Source organism: Vibrio sp. ZF57 (assembly GCF_001691235.1).
GTDB lineage: Bacteria > Pseudomonadota > Gammaproteobacteria > Enterobacterales > Vibrionaceae > Vibrio > Vibrio crassostreae_C.
In genome coordinates, this window is record NZ_MAKD01000066.1 from 48,387 (window position 1) to 66,337 (window position 17,951).

The 17,951-nt window shown below is 44.9% G+C and carries 22 protein-coding genes and 1 tRNA gene; 19 read left to right on the forward strand and 4 right to left on the reverse strand.

Annotated features, from left to right (window positions below; translation table 11 throughout):
* Positions 1 to 216 precede the first annotated feature (216 nt).
* The 8 genes from A6D97_RS07420 (at position 217) to A6D97_RS22005 (ending at position 5,668) form a co-directional block, all read left to right on the forward strand.
* Positions 217 to 1,014: a DUF2189 domain-containing protein gene (locus A6D97_RS07420; protein ID WP_017067802.1), complete on the forward strand. Its 798-nt coding sequence runs from the start codon at positions 217 to 219 to the stop codon at positions 1,012 to 1,014.
* 80 nt (positions 1,015 to 1,094) lie between these two features.
* Positions 1,095 to 1,595 carry a SprT family zinc-dependent metalloprotease gene (locus tag A6D97_RS07425; protein WP_017062236.1) on the forward strand — a complete coding sequence of 167 codons (501 nt, stop codon included), beginning with the start codon at positions 1,095 to 1,097 and terminating at the stop codon, positions 1,593 to 1,595.
* A 96-nt stretch (positions 1,596 to 1,691) separates the two neighbouring features.
* Positions 1,692 to 2,423, forward strand: coding sequence for an endonuclease (locus A6D97_RS07430; RefSeq protein WP_017063198.1), 732 nt, complete (start codon positions 1,692 to 1,694; stop codon positions 2,421 to 2,423).
* Between the two features lie 153 nt (positions 2,424 to 2,576).
* Positions 2,577 to 3,308: a 16S rRNA (uracil(1498)-N(3))-methyltransferase gene (rsmE, locus tag A6D97_RS07435; protein WP_065584115.1), complete on the forward strand. Its 732-nt coding sequence runs from the start codon at positions 2,577 to 2,579 to the stop codon at positions 3,306 to 3,308.
* A 9-nt stretch (positions 3,309 to 3,317) separates the two neighbouring features.
* The gene (gshB, locus tag A6D97_RS07440) at positions 3,318 to 4,268 is read left to right on the forward strand and encodes a glutathione synthase (protein WP_004735482.1); all 951 of its coding nucleotides are present in this window, start codon (positions 3,318 to 3,320) and stop codon (positions 4,266 to 4,268) included.
* A 116-nt stretch (positions 4,269 to 4,384) separates the two neighbouring features.
* Positions 4,385 to 4,948, forward strand: a complete 564-nt coding sequence (locus tag A6D97_RS07445; protein WP_017062239.1) for a YqgE/AlgH family protein — start codon at positions 4,385 to 4,387, stop codon at positions 4,946 to 4,948.
* Positions 4,949 to 5,008: 60 nt separating this feature from the next.
* Entirely contained in the window at positions 5,009 to 5,431 is a 423-nt protein-coding gene (gene ruvX, locus A6D97_RS07450; protein ID WP_004735480.1) for a Holliday junction resolvase RuvX, read from the forward strand.
* 99 nt (positions 5,432 to 5,530) lie between these two features.
* Positions 5,531 to 5,668, forward strand: coding sequence for a hypothetical protein (locus tag A6D97_RS22005; protein WP_170791814.1), 138 nt, complete (start codon positions 5,531 to 5,533; stop codon positions 5,666 to 5,668).
* Between the two features lie 74 nt (positions 5,669 to 5,742).
* Here A6D97_RS22005 and A6D97_RS07455 read toward each other — a convergent pair whose 3' ends face one another.
* Positions 5,743 to 6,852 carry a PilT/PilU family type 4a pilus ATPase gene (locus A6D97_RS07455; protein WP_017062241.1) on the reverse strand — a complete coding sequence of 370 codons (1,110 nt, stop codon included), beginning with the start codon at positions 6,850 to 6,852 and terminating at the stop codon, positions 5,743 to 5,745.
* Between the two features lie 14 nt (positions 6,853 to 6,866).
* Positions 6,867 to 7,904 (reverse strand): type IV pilus twitching motility protein PilT, encoded by a 1,038-nt coding sequence (locus tag A6D97_RS07460; RefSeq protein WP_017062242.1) that lies wholly within the window; start codon positions 7,902 to 7,904, stop codon positions 6,867 to 6,869.
* Between the two features lie 26 nt (positions 7,905 to 7,930).
* On the opposite strand from A6D97_RS07460, the gene A6D97_RS07465 reads away from it, so the two are divergent.
* From A6D97_RS07465 to hemW, 7 genes are all read left to right on the forward strand, one after another.
* Positions 7,931 to 8,635 (forward strand): YggS family pyridoxal phosphate-dependent enzyme, encoded by a 705-nt coding sequence (locus tag A6D97_RS07465; RefSeq protein WP_065584116.1) that lies wholly within the window; start codon positions 7,931 to 7,933, stop codon positions 8,633 to 8,635.
* A 78-nt stretch (positions 8,636 to 8,713) separates the two neighbouring features.
* The gene (gene proC, locus A6D97_RS07470) at positions 8,714 to 9,532 is read left to right on the forward strand and encodes a pyrroline-5-carboxylate reductase (RefSeq protein WP_065584117.1); all 819 of its coding nucleotides are present in this window, start codon (positions 8,714 to 8,716) and stop codon (positions 9,530 to 9,532) included.
* A 76-nt stretch (positions 9,533 to 9,608) separates the two neighbouring features.
* Complete coding sequence (locus A6D97_RS07475) at positions 9,609 to 10,166, forward strand: YggT family protein (protein WP_017067798.1); 558 nt, start codon at positions 9,609 to 9,611, stop codon at positions 10,164 to 10,166.
* Between the two features lie 29 nt (positions 10,167 to 10,195).
* Positions 10,196 to 10,486: a DUF167 family protein YggU gene (gene yggU / locus A6D97_RS07480; RefSeq protein ID WP_009847703.1), complete on the forward strand. Its 291-nt coding sequence runs from the start codon at positions 10,196 to 10,198 to the stop codon at positions 10,484 to 10,486.
* A 28-nt stretch (positions 10,487 to 10,514) separates the two neighbouring features.
* The gene (locus tag A6D97_RS07485; RefSeq protein WP_048605845.1) at positions 10,515 to 10,946 is read left to right on the forward strand and encodes a DUF4426 domain-containing protein; all 432 of its coding nucleotides are present in this window, start codon (positions 10,515 to 10,517) and stop codon (positions 10,944 to 10,946) included.
* 48 nt (positions 10,947 to 10,994) lie between these two features.
* The gene (locus A6D97_RS07490; RefSeq protein WP_065584118.1) at positions 10,995 to 11,594 is read left to right on the forward strand and encodes an XTP/dITP diphosphatase; all 600 of its coding nucleotides are present in this window, start codon (positions 10,995 to 10,997) and stop codon (positions 11,592 to 11,594) included.
* Entirely contained in the window at positions 11,594 to 12,781 is a 1,188-nt protein-coding gene (gene hemW / locus A6D97_RS07495) for a radical SAM family heme chaperone HemW (RefSeq protein ID WP_017067796.1), read from the forward strand. Before A6D97_RS07490 ends, hemW begins: the two co-directional genes overlap by 1 nt.
* A 145-nt stretch (positions 12,782 to 12,926) precedes the next feature.
* Here hemW and glsB read toward each other — a convergent pair whose 3' ends face one another.
* Together glsB and trmB are read right to left on the reverse strand one after the other, a co-directional pair.
* Positions 12,927 to 13,847 carry a glutaminase B gene (gene glsB, locus A6D97_RS07500; protein WP_017062249.1) on the reverse strand — a complete coding sequence of 307 codons (921 nt, stop codon included), beginning with the start codon at positions 13,845 to 13,847 and terminating at the stop codon, positions 12,927 to 12,929.
* Between the two features lie 349 nt (positions 13,848 to 14,196).
* Positions 14,197 to 14,916 carry a tRNA (guanosine(46)-N7)-methyltransferase TrmB gene (gene trmB, locus A6D97_RS07505; RefSeq protein ID WP_065584119.1) on the reverse strand — a complete coding sequence of 240 codons (720 nt, stop codon included), beginning with the start codon at positions 14,914 to 14,916 and terminating at the stop codon, positions 14,197 to 14,199.
* A gap of 165 nt (positions 14,917 to 15,081) precedes the next feature.
* Here trmB and mutY point away from each other — a divergent pair, with 165 nt between their 5' ends.
* The 4 genes from mutY to A6D97_RS07525 all read left to right on the forward strand — a co-directional run bounded on the left by mutY (position 15,082) and on the right by A6D97_RS07525 (position 17,826).
* Positions 15,082 to 16,143, forward strand: coding sequence for an A/G-specific adenine glycosylase (gene mutY / locus A6D97_RS07510; protein ID WP_065584120.1), 1,062 nt, complete (start codon positions 15,082 to 15,084; stop codon positions 16,141 to 16,143).
* A 28-nt stretch (positions 16,144 to 16,171) separates the two neighbouring features.
* Positions 16,172 to 16,444, forward strand: a complete 273-nt coding sequence (locus A6D97_RS07515) for an oxidative damage protection protein (protein WP_010435637.1) — start codon at positions 16,172 to 16,174, stop codon at positions 16,442 to 16,444.
* 69 nt (positions 16,445 to 16,513) lie between these two features.
* Positions 16,514 to 17,647, forward strand: coding sequence for a membrane-bound lytic murein transglycosylase MltC (mltC, locus tag A6D97_RS07520; RefSeq protein ID WP_017063191.1), 1,134 nt, complete (start codon positions 16,514 to 16,516; stop codon positions 17,645 to 17,647).
* Positions 17,648 to 17,750: 103 nt separating this feature from the next.
* A tRNA-Phe gene (locus A6D97_RS07525) sits at positions 17,751 to 17,826 on the forward strand.
* Positions 17,827 to 17,951: the final 125 nt, after the last annotated feature.

Sequence of the window (17,951 nt, forward strand, 5' to 3'; positions counted from 1 at the left end):
TTTCTAGCACTACTGACAATAGTTAAGGTAACTCCTAGGCGATCAAGCTCACATTTAACTTAAATTAATTCAGTCTGATAACGCTCGTTAAATGCACGCTAGAACAATAACTGGGATGACAAAGAGCAATTTAGCTCAACACCATAACTCTCACACAAGCCACATCGATGAGCCTTATGGAATTATAACTAGGACGTTATTTAACTAGGGGGATCTATGCCTCGTACCGCGCACCCATCCGAACTGAACGATAAAAAACACAAGGTCAGCGATAAGGATTACGCTCGCACCATTCCTTGCAACCAAATCAGTATTTCCGCACCCTTTCATTGGTTGTCGCTTGCTCTGCATGACTTAGTAAGAATGCCATTAATCAGCGCATTTTACGGATTGTGCTTTATGGGAGCGGCAATTGCGATTGTTCAACTTGTCCAATGGCAAGGAACACACTTAGTCGTGATGCCAAGCCTGATCGTGTACATGCTGATAGGGCCGTTTCTTGCTCTGGGCTTGTATGACGCAGCTTGGGAAAGAGAAAAAGGCCATAACGCCAGCCTACTGCACTCAATGAAAGCCATCACTCGCAACTCGACCCACCAATGGGCCTTTGCGATTGTGTTGATGGTTGCGATGATATTCTGGATGCGTATCGCTGCGTTATTGCACGCGCTCTACCCTTCAGTGCAAGGCGCACCATTGGCTGAGTTCGCTCCCTTCTTAATTACGGGTTCTGTGATTGGTTTTGTCATCGCAAGCCTCATATTTAGCATCTCAGCATTTTCAATTCCGTTAATGATGGAGAGACGCGTTGATGTGATGAGTGCAATTTTCACTAGCTTTAATGCCGTGAAATCGAACATTCCTGCAATGGTGGTTTGGGCAAGTATTATTTGTGCCGGTATTCTGGTGGGTTTTGCCACCTACGGCATCGGAATGATCGTCACCATGCCGCTACTTGGTTATGGTACATGGCACGCTTATCACGAGATCATTAAGAAAAAACATCACGTGTAAAGCATCGCTAGATCAAAAAGCAATGTTATGATGAGGCCTTGGCTTAAACGCTGAGGTCTTTTATTTGGAGTTAACAACGTTTGTCTTACACCCCGCAACAACATCGAGCAAATAAGAAATTGGCCGAGTGCCTAGCTATCGCAAATCAACATTTCTCTCGTGAATTTCCACACCCAACTATCACCTTCAAGTTAAGAGGCAAAGCGGCGGGAAAGGCCTACCTTCAGCTCAACGAAATTAAGCTCAACCACGTACTATTTTCTGAAAATGAAGATGCCTTCATCAACGAGGTTGTGCCACATGAACTCGCACACCTGATCACGCATCAGGTTTTCGGACGTGTTAGGCCTCACGGAAACGAGTGGAAATACGTGATGGAAAAAGTATTCAACGTGCCAGCCAGAACAACTCACAGCTTTGAAATCGCGTCAGTTCAAGGGAAAACCTTTGAATATCGATGTGAGTGCACCACTTACCCATTATCAATCAGACGACACAACAAAGTACTTCGGAATCAATCGACCTACCGCTGCCAATTGTGCCAGCAAACCTTAGCTTTCACGGGAACTCAACTAAGCTAGTGACAGGTTGATTTACTCGGTAGAACAAATCTAATAGAGAGATCTAACATTTGAGTGCTAGACTGATGTTTATCATACTTTTATCAGTCTTTTTCTATGCAAAAACTCACCTTCAAAGCATTTGGCCTACCTGTATCTTTTTACTTAACAATAGTATTTGGCCTACTGGTAACCCAAAGCGTTCTCGCCGCACCACCGAGCTCATTTTCCAAAGCAAAAAGAGAAGCGGTGAAGATTTACCTCGACCATCCGACTTCATTTTATTGCGGCTGTGACATTACATGGAAGGACAAAAAGAAAGGCATTCCCGACCTTGATGGCTGTGGCTATCAAGTCCGAAAACAACAAAAGCGGGCGAGTCGAATTGAGTGGGAACACGTGGTTCCAGCTTGGCAATTTGGCCACCAGCGTCAGTGTTGGCAAGATGGTGGGCGCAAGAACTGCACTCGCAATGACAAAATATTCAAATCCATGGAAGCCGACCTTCACAACCTAACTCCGGCCATTGGCGAGGTTAACGGTGATCGCTCCAACTACAACTTCAGTCAGTGGAATGGCATGGATGGTGTGAGCTATGGTCAGTGTGAAATGCAGGTCAACTTCAAGCAGCGTAAAGTTATGCCGCCAGACAGAGCAAAAGGCTCTATCGCGCGTACTTACCTTTACATGAGCCAAGAGTATGGTTTCAAACTATCTAAGCAACAAACCAACCTAATGATGGCGTGGAACAAGCAATTTCCTGTCGACAAGTGGGAATGTACTCGTGATGAGCGAATCTATGCAATCCAAGGTAATCACAACCCATTTGTTTACCCTGCTTGTAAATAACGTCGCTCGTACAATCAACATTCCTAACTATCTCAAACAAGAGTTTCAGAATTGCCCCTGAAACTCTTGCTCTACCCTTGTTTTTTCAACTAAAAGCATCCATGTTAGGCAGAGACAAAATACCCAAATGAACATATTTATAGGTTTACCAGCATGAGAATCCCTCGTATTCATCACCCAGAACGCATTCATCAGTTAGGTTCACTCGCTTTAGGCGAAGATGCCGCGGGTCATGTTGGTCGTGTCCTTCGCATGAAAGAAGATCAAGAAGTCCTTCTATTTGATGGCAGTGGCGCTGAATTCCCTGCGACGATAGCCGAAGTATCAAAGAAAAATGTCACCGTTAATGTTTCTGAACGCATCGAACGCAGCAGCGAATCTCCGTTAGACTTACATTTAGGCCAAGTGATTTCACGTGGCGACAAAATGGAGTTCACGATTCAGAAATCGGTTGAGCTTGGTGTGAACACCATTACCCCTTTAATTTCAGAGCGCTGTGGCGTTAAGCTTGATACAAAACGCTTCGAGAAAAAACTCGCACAGTGGCAAAAGATTGCTATCGCGGCGTGTGAACAGTGTGGCCGCAATACGGTTCCAGTCATTCGCCCTATCATGCAACTTGAAGAGTGGTGTAGCGAACCGAGTGAAGCATTAAAGCTGAACTTACATCCTCGTGCAAAATACTCAATTAATACCCTTCCAGAACCTATCAGTAAGGTACGCCTATTGATCGGCCCTGAAGGTGGCTTGTCGGCTGAAGAAATCGGCATGACAGAACAATACAAATTTGAAGAGACGCTACTCGGCCCACGTGTACTTCGTACCGAAACAGCAGCTCTAACCGCAATTACTGCCTTACAAGTCCGTTTTGGCGATCTAGGCTAGGAGAAAAAAATGATCAAACTTGGCATCGTAATGGATCCAATTTCATCCATTAACATCAAAAAAGACTCTAGCTTTGCCATGATGCTTGAAGCTCAGCGTCGTGGTTACGAAATCCATTACATGGAAATGGATGATCTACATTTAGATCAAGGCGTAGCCATTGCTGACACTAAGGTTGTTGAACTAAAAGAAGATCCAAACGGTTGGTACGAGTTCAAATCAGAACAGACTATCGCGCTATCCGATTTAGATGCGGTACTAATGCGTAAAGATCCTCCGTTTGATACTGAGTACATCTACGCAACTTACATTCTTGAGCGTGCTGAAGAGAACGGCGCACTGATCGTCAACAAACCACAAAGCCTACGTGACTGTAACGAGAAGTTGTTCACGGCATGGTTCCCTGAACTGACACCGACCACCATCGTGACTCGTAAAGCTGAAAAAATTAAAGCGTTCCGAGAAGAACACGGCGACGTGATTCTAAAACCACTTGATGGCATGGGCGGCGCGTCTATCTTCCGTGTGAAAGAAGGCGATCCAAACGTATCAGTTATTATTGAAACCTTGACCAACCACGGTCAGAACTACGCAATGGCACAAACTTTTGTTCCAGACATCAGCAATGGTGATAAGCGTATTCTTGTGGTTGACGGTGAGCCAATGCCTTACTGTCTAGCGCGTATTCCTGCAAAAGGGGAAACTCGAGGTAACCTTGCTGCTGGCGGTACAGGTGAAGCTCGTCCTCTAAGTGAAACAGACTGGGCTATCGCAAGAGCAGTTGCTCCAGCACTGAAAGAGAAAGGCTTAATCTTTGTTGGGCTTGATGTTATCGGCGACAAGCTGACTGAAATTAACGTGACTAGCCCTACTTGTATCCGTGAAATTGAAGCCGCTTTTGATATTTCAGTTACAGGTAAATTAATGGATGCAATTGAGCGTCGCGTTAACGCTAAATAGCCTAAACTAAAGAAAGCCTTAGCTATTCGAAAACACAGAAATATCTAGGCAAAGAACAATGAGCGGCTTTACGCCGCTCTTTTTCCTTTACTGGGAACACACTGGCAGGAGGCTCTATGAATTTAACGAACCACTTTCTGGTTGCTATGCCCGGAATGAAAGACCCATACTTTCAAAATTCGGTGATTTACCTTTGTGAGCACAATGACGAAGGCGCGATGGGTTTGATGATCAACGCCCCTATTGATGTCACTGTCGGTAGCATGCTTAAGCAAGTTGAGGTTGATTCTGATCAGCCAAAACCCAACCAAGCAAGTCTTGATAAGCCTGTATTGAATGGTGGACCGGTCGCAGAAGACCGTGGGTTTATTTTGCACAAACCTAAAGGCAACTATCAATCCAGTATCAGCATGACGGATCAAATCTCAGTGACAACCTCAAAAGATATCTTGATGGTGTTGGGCACAGAAGATGAGCCGATGAATTATTTAGTCGCACTTGGGTATGCAGGATGGGAACCGGGACAACTGGAAACCGAACTGACCGAGAACTCGTGGTTAACCGTTGAAGCCGACCCGAAGGTCATCTTCGATACACCGATTTCTGACCGCTGGAAAGTCGCTGTACAGATGTTAGGCATTAATGCAGCTCAGCTTTCAGCAGACGCTGGTCACGCCTAGCTCAAATCAACTAAGTAAAATAAACAGACACTCTCAAACACAGATAAATTTGGAAACCCCATGTCACGAACAATTATGGCATTTGACTACGGTACAAAAAGTATCGGTAGTGCGATAGGACAAGAAATCACGGGCACCGCAAGCCCTCTAAAAGCTTTTAAAGCCAAAGATGGCATCCCAAATTGGGACGATATCGAAAAGCAAATTAAGGAGTGGCAGCCGAATCTTATCGTGGTTGGTCTTCCTACCGATCTTCATGGTAAAGATCTAGCCGCGATTACACCAAGGGCGAAGAAGTTTGCCAATCGCCTAAAAGGGCGCTTTGGTGTCGATGTTGAACTGCATGATGAAAGACTTTCTACGACAGAAGCAAGGGCCGACCTTTTTGAAATGGGCGGCTATAAAGCGCTAAGCAAAGGCAATGTCGATAACCAGTCTGCAGTCGTCATTTTAGAGAGCTGGTTTGAAGCACAATATTCATAACGAAAATTAAGAGCTCAAAGATTAAACTCCTTTGTGATCCTATAATGATATTACGACGTAATGTCGAAGCAATTCATTATTAGGTAAGTGGGAGTTCACATGAAAATTTTTCTAGCAATCTTCGTAGCTCTAGCAATATCAGCATGCAGTTCGACAAGCTCCAATAATGCAGGTTATATGAATCATACTTCGACTGACGCAGACGTAATCAGCGAGCCTAAGAACAAGAAGCGTTGATAATACAGACGCAGTCGAACGATGAATATGATGAACGCCTGATTTTAACCTAGAATCAAATCAGGCGTTTTTTATCACCCCATATCTATCTTCACACCAGCCAACGCCCCAGTTCCGTAGTCGTCATCACCACGTCTAGTTTTGAGCATCAAGCGCAAGTCATTAGCAGAATCGGCACTGTGGAACGCATCCTCTTCGCTGATCTTGCCTGCTATCACTAAATCATACAAAGCTTGGTCAAAGGTCTGCATACCTATCTCTTTCGATTTAGCCATGGTTGCTTTCAGTTCGTGCAGTTCACCACGACGAATCAAGTCAGAAACACGAGGGCTATTCAGCAGAATCTCGAATACACCATGACGCCCGCTGCCATTCTTGTCGCGAATGAGTTGCTGAGCGACGACACCACGCAGGTTCATCGATAGGTCAAACAAGAACTGTTCTTTCTGCTCTTTCGGCACCAAATGAAGAATACGCTCTAGCGCTTGGTTAGCGTTATTGGCGTGCAAGGTTGCCATACACAAGTGACCTGTTTCAGCAAAGGTCATCGCGTATTCCATGGTCTCACGGCTACGGATTTCGCCAATCAAGATCATGTCTGGTGCTTGGCGTAGCGAGTTCTTAAGCGCGACTTCATAGCTCTCGGTGTCGAGTCCAACTTCACGCTGTGTCACGATGCACTTTTTATGTTCATGCACAAATTCAATCGGGTCTTCAACCGTCAAGATATGTCCCGAGCGATTGGTGTTGCGATAGCCTGTCATTGCAGCCATTGAGGTCGACTTACCAGAGCCTGTCGCACCAACCACCAGCACAAGTCCGCGCTTAGCTATTGATAGGTCCTGTAGTACATCAGGAAGCTTTAGTTGCTCAAAGGTTGGGATGTTAGTCTCGATACGTCGAATGACCGCTCCAGGTAGCTCTCGCTGAAAGAATGCACTGACACGAAAACGACCAAAGTCACGCACAATCGCAAAATTAGCCTCACGCGTTTGCTGATATTCATCACGTCGGTCTTGTTCCATCATCGCATCAAGTAATTGAGCAACTTGAGCCGCATTCAGCTTCTCTCCTTGGGGGCGTAATTCACCATCCACACGAAAAAGGATTGGCGCATCAACCGTGATATAAAGATCCGATGCCTTTTGAGAAAGCATTCCCTCAAGGATTTGATTCAATTCCATTGTGTCCACCTTGATTAAAACATTGAGGTTTCAATTTCGATCTTTTTCTCGACCTCTTCCGAATCAACCAAGCCCTGCGCCATCAGCTGCTTCGCATTTTGTTCCATGGTCTGCATGCCGTGCGCTGCGCCCGTTTGAATGATCGAGTACATCTGAGCGACCTTATCTTCACGAATCAAGTTTCTGATCGCCGGTGTTGCCATCATGATTTCATGACACGCCACACGACCACCACCAACACGCTTTAGCAGCTTCTGGGCTATCACCGAGCGCAGTGATTCAGACAACATCGAACGAACCATATCTTTATCGCTACCTGGGAACACATCGATAATACGGTCGATCGTTTTAGCCGCAGAACTGGTGTGCAGAGTACCAAAGACCAAGTGACCCGTTTCTGCTGCGGTTAACGCTAAGCTAATCGTCTCTTGGTCACGAAGTTCACCAACCAGAATCACGTCTGGGTCTTCACGTAAGGCACTGCGCAGTGCCGCTTTAAAACTGTGAGTATCACGGTGAACTTCACGCTGGTTGACTAGGCATTTATTATTGGTGTGAACGAATTCAATCGGGTCTTCAATCGTCAGAATATGCTTATTGTGGTTGCGATTTACGTAATCAACCATCGCCGCAAGAGTCGTTGATTTACCAGAGCCAGTTGGACCAGTGACGAGCACTAACCCTTTTTCGTAGTTAGCAATCCTTTCGAAGATCTCAGGTGCACCTAACTGATCTAAAGTCGGGATTTCGACAGGGATAGTTCGAAAGACAGCTGAGCAGCCACGGGCTTGGTTAAACGCATTAACACGAAAGCGACCAACATTGGGTAATTCAAAAGAGAAGTCGACTTCCAGTTTTTCTTCAAACTCGCCGCGTTGTGAATCGCTCATGATCTCAAAAACCAAACGATGCACATCAGCATGACTCAAAGCTGGGATTCCAAGCTTCCTTACTTCACCATCTATACGTACCATTGGAGATACACCCGCAGAAAGATGTAGATCTGACGCGTTATGCTTTACACTAAAATCTAGTAACTCAGTGATATCCATTTATTTTCCCTTAAGTAAAGTCAGCTATGAGTAGTATTCAACAAAATATCGAACAAATCACCTCACAGATTCGTAGTGCTGAGCAAAAGTGCGGACGAGCTCCAGAGTCCGTGCAACTTTTAGCCGTCAGCAAAACTAAACCTATTGATGCGATTCTAGAAGCCGCACTCGGAGGCCAAGTTGCCTTTGGTGAAAACTATGTTCAAGAAGGTGTAGATAAAGTAAAACACTTTTCAGAACAACATTCTAACCTAAATTTAGAGTGGCATTTTATTGGTCCAATTCAATCCAATAAAACCCGCCCAATCGCGGAAAGCTTTCAATGGGTGCATTCCGTCGATCGCGATAAGATCGCACAAAGGCTTAATGATCAACGACCAAGCGAACTTCCACCTTTGCAAGTGTTGATTCAGGTAAACACCAGTGGTGAAGAGTCCAAATCTGGAACCTCAGAAGAGACAGTTTTTGCACTCGCGGAGTTGATTTCATCGCTCCCCAACCTCACCTTAAGAGGATTGATGTCGATTCCTGCAAACGTATCTGACTATCAATCTCAGCTTAATGCATTTTCTCAACTGGCAGAGCTTAAAGACAAGCTAGCCACGAAGTATTCAGACATTGATACCCTTTCGATGGGGATGAGTGGTGATATGGATGCAGCAGTTGAGGCTGGCAGCACCATGGTTCGTATTGGAACAGCTATTTTCGGCGCTCGTGATTACGCGAAATAGCCGTAGTAAGTAACGACAAGTACAAGTATTGATACCGCTTCGCCTTATCCGCGCAGCGACACGCTCAGGATTTTATATATGGTACATAAGAACATCGCCTTTATTGGGGCGGGAAACATGGTTCGCTCAATTGTAGCTGGCTTAGTTGCTAGTGGTTACCCAGCGCAAAAGATTACTGCGACAGCACCTTCAGAAACCAGAAGGCTGCCGTTAGAACAAGAATACGGCATCAATACCACTAGCGATAATATTGCAGCAGCAGAGCAAGCAGACGTTGTTGTGTTATCCGTGAAGCCACAAATGATGGCTGATGTATGTAAACCCTTACAAGATATCGACTTCAGCAACAAACTGGTTATCTCAATTGCCGCAGGTATTAATGCGAATCGACTTAATGAGATGTTAAACTGCCAACTGAACCTTGTTCGTGTGATGCCAAACACGCCATCACTGCTTGGTAAAGGGATGAGTGGTCTTTATGCCGATGCAACTGTCAGCCAAGATGATAAAGACTTTGCTTCTCAGCTGATGCAAGCTGTTGGTGAAGTAAGTTGGGTTGAACAAGAGTCTGGAATCAACAACATCATTGCGGCGGCGGGTAGCGCTCCGGCTTACTTCTTCCTGTTTATGGAAGCGATGCAAGCTGAAGCAATCAAGCAAGGTTTTGACCAAGAAACCGCTCGTAAGCTAGTGCAGCAGTCTGCATTAGGCGCGGCAGAGATGGTGGTAGCAAACCCTGATACTGAATTATCAACACTGCGTGAACAAGTGACATCAAAAGGCGGTACGACCGCAGAAGCACTGCGCACGTTTAACGAACATCAACTATCAGACATCGTAGCAAAAGCCATGCAAGCGGCGGTTGCTCGAGCTGAAGAGATGGAAAAACTGTTTTAGTACCAATCAAGGTAAACAAGCATTTTGCCGCTCTGGTTATATCTAAGCGGCAAGTAAATCCGAAAAAGGAAACAATATGAACTCGATGAGCTTTCTGATCTCGACCGTTTTTGATCTTTACATCATGGTTGTGATCTTGCGTATCTGGCTACAAGCATCACGTGCAGATTTCTACAACCCATTCTCACAATTCATCGTAAAAGCGACACAGCCGGTTGTTGCCCCGCTACGCCGAGTGATTCCATCAATCGGCAGCCTTGATCTGGCAACCGTTGTTTTCGCTTATGTGCTGTGTGTACTTAAGTTCGTTGCTCTAAACCTGATTATCTCTGGCGGCGCTGCCGTTTTCGATATTAGCTTCCTAATTTTTGGTGCACTGTCTCTGCTCAAAGCGGCTGGTGGTTTGATCTTCTGGGTTCTACTTATCCGTGCAATCCTAAGCTGGGTAAGCCAAGGTCGTAGTCCAATCGAGTACGTATTCCATCAACTGACTGAACCAATGCTAGTGCCTATCCGCCGTATCCTTCCGGACATGGGTGGTTTCGACCTAAGCGTACTGGTTCTGTTCATTGTTCTGCAATTTGCGAACTTCCTAATGGGCGACATGATTGGCCCTATTTGGTATCAGCTATAATTCAAGTACAAACATCAGGTACTTTGACGATGCCAAAAGCGGTTTGGGCCGAGGAAGACGATATTCTTCTTAGGCTCTATATCCAACCCAAGGCAAGCCGCGATAAAATCGTTGGCTTACACGGAGAGGAACTGAAAATTGCCATTACTGCACCACCGGTTGATGGCAAAGCCAATGCCCATTTAGCGAAATACCTTGCGAAACAGTTTAAGGTCGCAAAAGGGCAAATTAAGATAGAAAAGGGAGAACTCGGTAGGCACAAGCAAGTTCGAATATGCTCGCCAAGCCAAATCCCAACTGAAGTCAAAGCCATCCTATGATGGCTTTTTGCTATTTATTGGAGTCATTATGCGTTTATGGATAACAGCACTACTCACCGCTCTTGTTGCCTTACCGAGCTCAGCAGGACAATTTAAGAACATTAAGGATGTCGAGGTTCATTACTCGGCTTTTAATTCCACGTTCTTAACTGCGCAAGTCGCTAAGCAATACAAACTTAAGCGAAATGGATACTCAGCAATCCTCAACATCAGCGTGTTAGACAAGGCTTCTCTAGGCAAGCCTGCGACAACGGCTAAAATTACCGGAACAGCGAAGAACCTCGTTGGAAACACCCGTACTTTGAAGTTTCGAGAAATCAAAGAAGGCGATGCGATTTATTACCTTGCTGAGTTCCCCGTAACTCACGAAGAAAACATCACCTTCGACATCGATGTGAACGCAGGCCTAAAAGGCACTGGTCCACTGCGTTTCACACAGAAATTCTATATAGAAGAGTAAGCTCAAACCTTACTTTTCATTTATTAACTTATTTAGAGCTACATTCCCATGAGTAAGATTGTTTTAGCAACAGGCAACCAAGGTAAAGTTCGCGAGATGGCAGATATTCTGTCTGAGTTTGGTTTTGACGTTGTCGCGCAAAGTAAATTTAACGTTTCAGAAGTCGCTGAAACAGGAACGACTTTCATTGAAAATGCCATCATCAAAGCTCGCCATGCAGCGAAAGAAACAGGGCTGCCAGCCATTGCTGACGACTCAGGTTTAGAGGTTGATTACTTAAATGGTGCGCCAGGTATCTATTCAGCGCGTTACTCAGGTGAAGGGGCAACCGATAAGCAGAACATCAAAAAACTATTAGATGCGATGCAAGGTGTCGAAACTGAAAAGCGTACTGCGCGTTTCCACTGTGTGTTGGTGCTAATGCGTCACGAGAATGATCCAACACCTCTAGTGTGTCACGGTAAATGGGAAGGTCGTATTCTTACTGAAGAACACGGTGAGAATGGCTTTGGCTACGATCCTGTGTTCTTTGTACCAGAAGATAACTGCGCCTCAGCAGAGCTTGAATCTTCGCGTAAGAAGCAACTATCACACCGTGGTAAAGCGCTTGCGTCACTATTCAAGACTCTCAAGGAGCAAGCTCTGTAATGCACAATGCAGCGCTAATACCACCCGCACTTAGCCTCTATGTACACATCCCATGGTGTGTACAAAAGTGTCCGTATTGTGATTTTAACTCTCACGCTCTGAAAGCCGAGATCCCTGAAAAAGAGTACATCGATGCACTGCTTGAAGATCTCGATACTGATATCGAAAAATATCAGCTCAATGGTATGCCTCGCCCACTGCATTCGATCTTTATTGGTGGCGGTACCCCAAGCCTGTTTTCTCCTGAAGGAATTGGCCGATTGTTACAAGGCATTGAACAGCGCATCCCGTTCAAACCTGAAATAGAAATCACCATGGAAGCCAACCCAGGAACTATCGAAGCTGAGCGTTTTGCAGGTTACCAAAAGGCAGGCATTACTCGAATCTCGGTGGGTGTGCAAAGTTTTGAGCAAGAGAAACTGGAAAGACTTGGGCGTATTCATGGTCAAGATGAAGCGGTAAATGCTGCTCATTTAGCGCATAAGATTGGATTGAATAGTTTCAATTTAGACTTAATGCACGGCTTACCCGAACAGAGTATTGAACAAGCGTTGGCTGATTTGGATAAAGCGATAGAACTCGACCCTCCGCACTTATCTTGGTATCAGCTAACAATAGAACCTAACACCATGTTCTATTACAAAACACCAACGCTGCCTGATGATGATGACCTTTGGGATATCTTCGACCTAGGCCATAAGAAGCTCGCAGACGCAGGGTATGTGCAGTACGAAATTTCAGGCTACAGCAAGCCGGGATATCAGTGCCAACATAACCTCAACTACTGGCGCTTTGGTGACTATCTAGGTATTGGCTGTGGCTCTCATGGCAAGCTGAGCTTTACAGATGGACGCATTGTTCGTACCACTAAGGTTAAGCACCCTAGAGGCTATCTAGCTGCGTACCAAAACATGGTAAAACCTTATCTATCAGATGAATTTGAAGTGCCGAATGAAGACCGCCCTTTTGAATTTTTCATGAACCGCTTTAGGTTAATGGAAGCATGTCCAAAGCAGGATTTCATTGATACGACAGGGCTTGGTTTTGACTCGATTCAAAAAACGATTGAATGGGCAAAAGAGCTAGGCTACTTGAAGGAAACCGACACTCACTGGCAGATCACTGAAAAAGGAAAGCTGTTTCTCAATGATCTGTTAGAAGCCTTTATGGCAGAAGAAGACGAGTAGTTCGAGATTCGAGATTCGAGATTCGAGATTCGAGATTCGAGAAGCATTGCGTAAGGGTTGGCTTTAGGGTCAACCCTTTTTGTTTTATAGCCCTCTCTCGGAGCGAAGCGTTCTATAGGACAACGTCCGTGCTCGAATCTTTCTCTTAGAAAATAGAACGACCAATTCGCTCTGAAAGCAACTCTAGAGCCTTAGTACCTGCGAGCGAGTTGCCAGAAGGATCAAGCTCTGGAGACCACACCGCAATCGTCATTTCGCCAGGAACGATAGCAATAATACCGCCACCAACGCCCGATTTTCCTGGCATACCAACACGGTAGGCAAACTCACCAGCCCCATCGTACAAGCCACACGTCGCAAGCAAAGCATTCAACTGCTTGGTTTGAACTGGCGTGATGATCTCTTTCTTGGTTTGAACCGACACGCCTTTGTTTGCTAAATAGCTAAAGGTTTTTGCCAAATCCACACACGTCATTTTAAGCGCACAAGCGTGGAAGTAGTTATTCAGAACTGGGATAACATCATTCTCAAAATTACCAAATGAACGCATCAAATAAGCAATGGCAGCATTACGATCGCTGTGCATCATTTCTGAAGCCGCTACCACCTTGTCATACACAATATGAGTATCACCCGATAACTGACGCACAAACTCTAACAAGCGGTGCCTAGGCGCAGACAAGCGGCTTTGTAGTAGGTCTGCAACGACAATTGCCCCCGCATTGATGAACGGGTTGCGGGGAATACCATACTCCATCTCAAGCTGAATCATCGAGTTAAAGGCTTGACCAGAAGGCTCTTTGCCTACTCTTTGCCAAATCTCTTCAGGCTTATATAGCACCATAGCTAGCGTCAGGCTCAAGGCTTTAGAAATAGATTGCACAGAAAATGCTTCTTCAGCATCGCCTGCTTTAATCACCTCACCTTCATTGGTGTATACCGCGATCGCCAGTTTCTGGTTCGATACGCGAGCCAGTGCAGGGATATAATCAGCGACCTTTCCCTGTCCAATTAAAGGACGAACTTCGTCTAAGATCTCGGCCAAAATAGCTTGAGTTGGTTTCATGTGCGCTTACTTCTATATTGTTATTTTTGTAGGGGTGTAACATATACCAATCGTAGTAAATAACTGCTCACTCTAGCTTGTTAAAATGCTCGATAACTGCGTTAGAATTTTTGATTGTAGAGTAACTACTTATCGAAAAATGCTGCCTTGTTCTCAAGCCTTTTTCCTACGCTATTTCTGATCACTTACTTACTGTGATTGGTATTACTTTCTGTCGTTAAGCCTTTACTGAAATAAAAGCCTAAGGACAAAAAAGCCAACATTACAATAATGTTGGCTTTAATCAATCCCATAAAGTGTAGGGGTTAAACCCTAAGTCGGATTACCCTTCACTTAATTTGATTCGAAGTTACTTAGTACGCTTGAACTTAATGTCCCAAACACCATGACCTAAACGGTGGCCACGCGCTTCAAACTTAGTTAGCGGGCGCTCATCCGGACGAGGGATGTAATCACCATCTTCAGCGATGTTTTCGAAGCCTGGAGCTACGTTCATCACTTCAATCATATGTTCTGCGTAGTTTTCCCAGTCTGTTGCCATGTGGAAAACACCAGTATCAAGTTGAAGCTTGCCGCGAACCATCTCTGCAAACTCAGCCTTAACGATACGACGTTTATGGTGACGAGCTTTGTGCCATGGGTCAGGGAAGAACAGTTGCAGAGTATGCAGGCTGCTATCTGGGATCATGTGTTCAAATACTTCTACAGCATCGTGACAAATTACACGCAGGTTAGTTACGCCAGCATCGCGAGCTGTACCTAAACACGCACCAACACCCGGGCTATGAACTTCAATACCTAAGAAGTTTTTCTCAGGTGCGTTCTTTGCCATTTCAACCAGTGATGCACCCATACCGAAGCCAATCTCTAGTACAACCGGGTTATCGTTGCCAAATACTTCTTTCCAGTTAAGAAGCTCTGGGTTGTAGTCGATACCCATTGTTGGCCAACATTCATTCATCGCGTTCTCTTGGCCTTTTGTTAAGCGGCCTTCGCGGCGAACAAAGCTACGGATCTTACGAACCAGTTTGCCGTCTTCAGTATATTCGTTAGTGGTCACTTCACTCATTGATTTTTGCCTGCACATTGATTAATCAAAGCGGGGATTATCCAAAGAATTGCCTCCGGTGCAAGTCTTTCCGTGGATAAATTCCCACACAATTTGTCTGTTTTACATCCAACGTTAAGTGTGGTGCAATTTCGCTTCTAATAATAGCAAAGCATAGAGCATGTCGTGACTCCTTTCGCAACCGCCATATTAAAGTGGTATGACGCCTACGGGCGTAAAGAATTGCCTTGGCAACAAAACAAAACCGCCTACACCGTTTGGCTATCTGAAATCATGCTTCAGCAGACTCAGGTTGCTACGGTGATTCCATACTACCAACGCTTCTTAGAACGCTTTCCAACGGTTATCGACCTAGCGAACGCCGAACAAGATGAGGTACTCCACTTATGGACAGGGCTTGGTTATTACGCACGAGCTCGCAATCTACATAAAGCAGCCAAGATCGTTGCTGAGCAATATGGTGGTGAATTTCCGCTGTCTATCGAAGAGATGAACGCGCTACCGGGGATTGGTCGCTCAACAGCAGCAGCCGTCTTATCATCGGTTCATAAACTTCCTCATGCGATTCTTGATGGCAATGTAAAACGAACGCTTGCGAGAAGTTTTGCCGTTGAAGGTTGGCCGGGGCAAAAGAAAGTCGAAAACCAGCTTTGGGAACACGCCGAAGCACATACTCCGAACAAAGATGTCGATAAGTACAACCAAGCAATGATGGACATGGGTGCCATGGTTTGTACCCGTAGCAAGCCTAAGTGCACCTTGTGCCCGATTGAAAGCATGTGTGAGGCCAAGAAGCTCGATAGACAGCTCGACTTCCCTGGCAAAAAGCCTAAGAAAGAAAAGCCAGTAAAAGACACATGGTTTGTGATTCTGTATCACGACAACCAAGTGTGGCTCGAACAGCGCCCTCAATCTGGTATCTGGGGCGGATTGTTTTGTTTCCCTCAAAATGAAAACGCAGAGATCGAACATCAACTAGATCTTCGTTCGATCAAAGACACTCAAACCAATTCGATCAAGACCATGATTGCGTTTAGACACACTTTCAGCCACTACCACTTAGATATCACGCCAGTATTAGTGAAATTAGATAAACAACCAGATTTGATAATGGAAGGGGCTAAAGGTCTCTGGTATAACTTATCAAAACCGGAAGAAATTGGCCTAGCCGCTCCTGTAAAGCAGCTTATTGAGAGCCTACCCTTTGAACTGAACGACGACGTTTGAATCAACGAACGCGATAAGAGGAACCACTATGAGCCGCACTGTATTTTGTGCTCGCCTTCAAAAAGATGCTGAAGGCCTAGATTTTCAACTTTACCCAGGTGACTTAGGTAAGCGTATCTTTGACAACGTGTCTAAAGAAGCTTGGGGACAATGGCAAAGCAAGCAAACTATGCTTATCAATGAAAAGAAGCTAAACATGATGGATCCTGAGCATCGTAAACTTCTTGAAACTGAGATGGTTAACTTCCTTTTTGAAGGTAAAGATGTCGTAATTGATGGCTATACTCCACCAAGCGAATAAGACATTTATTTAAGCAATTTTTAATGACATCATGGTTAACGCTGCGATGTCATTTTTGTATGAGGAACTATGAAAAAGCTAAGTTACTTCCTAACAGCCATGTTATTAACTGGCTGCAGCCGTGAATTTGTCGAAAGCATTTATGATGTCAATTACGAGCCAACCAACCGGTTTGTGAAGAATTTAGCTGAGCTACCCGGACAATTTGAAAAAGATACCGGGGCGCTAGATTCATTAATAGATAGCTTTTCAGGCAACATTCAAAAACGTTGGGGTAGCAGTGAAATCAAGATAGCAGGTAAGAGTAACTATGTGAAATACATAGATAATTACTTAAGTCGTTCAGAAGTGAATTTTAGCCAAGGCCTGATAACTGTGGAAACGGTTTCCTCTACCGAACCGAAAAAACACCTCAAAAATGCGATCATGACGACCCTTTTGACGCCAGATGATCCGGCGCATGTCGATCTATTCTCTTCTAAAAGCATCAAGCTAGAAGGCAAACCTTTCCTCTATAATCAGGTCGTAGACCAAGAAAAAAAGCCCATTCAATGGACTTGGCGAGCGAACCAGTTTGCGGATTACCTGATCGCGAATAACCTAAAAACCAAAGAAGTCGACTTTAAAAAAGCCTACTACGTTGAAATCCCAATGGTGGCCGACCACGCTAGCCAGCGTAGTTATCAATATGCCGACATCGTTCGACGAGCGTCTCAGCGTTATGACATCCCTGAAGATTTAATCTACGCTATCATCAAGACAGAGAGTAGCTTCAACCCGTACGCCGTAAGCTGGGCTAATGCTTATGGTCTTATGCAGGTGGTACCTAAAACCGCTGGTCGAGATGTATTTGAACACGTCAAAAAGAAACCTGGTGAACCAAGCCCTGAGTACTTATTCAATCCAGAAAACAACATTGATGCTGGCACCGCATACTTTTACATCCTTAAAAATCGTTATTTGAAAGACGTAAAAAACCCATTAACGCTTGAATACAGTATGATTTCAGCCTATAACGGCGGTACTGGTGGCGTACTCAATACCTTCAGTAAGGACAGAAAGCGAGCAATGCAAGACTTAAACTCGCTGCAACCGAGCCAAGCCTACTGGGCGCTTACCAAGAAGCATCCAAATAAAGAGTCGCGCCGATACCTCGAAAAAGTAACGCAATTCAAAAAAGAATTTAACCAAGGTAAAACATAACCCTCACTTTTGAATAAAAAAACAACGAACGAACGGTTTTTTTAGTTATTTTCAAAAAAGGAGTTGACGGTTATGCAGAAAATCCGTTTAATAGCGCTCCGTTGCCCGGATAGCTCAGTCGGTAGAGCAGAGGATTGAAAATCCTCGTGTCGGTGGTTCGATTCCGCCTCCGGGCACCACAATTTGATTTGTTGGTGTCAACACTCTTTAACAGGGAGTAACAACACGGACAAAAGCATAAAGAATTTAGTGTGCCGACTTAGCTCAGTAGGTAGAGCAACTGACTTGTAATCAGTAGGTCACC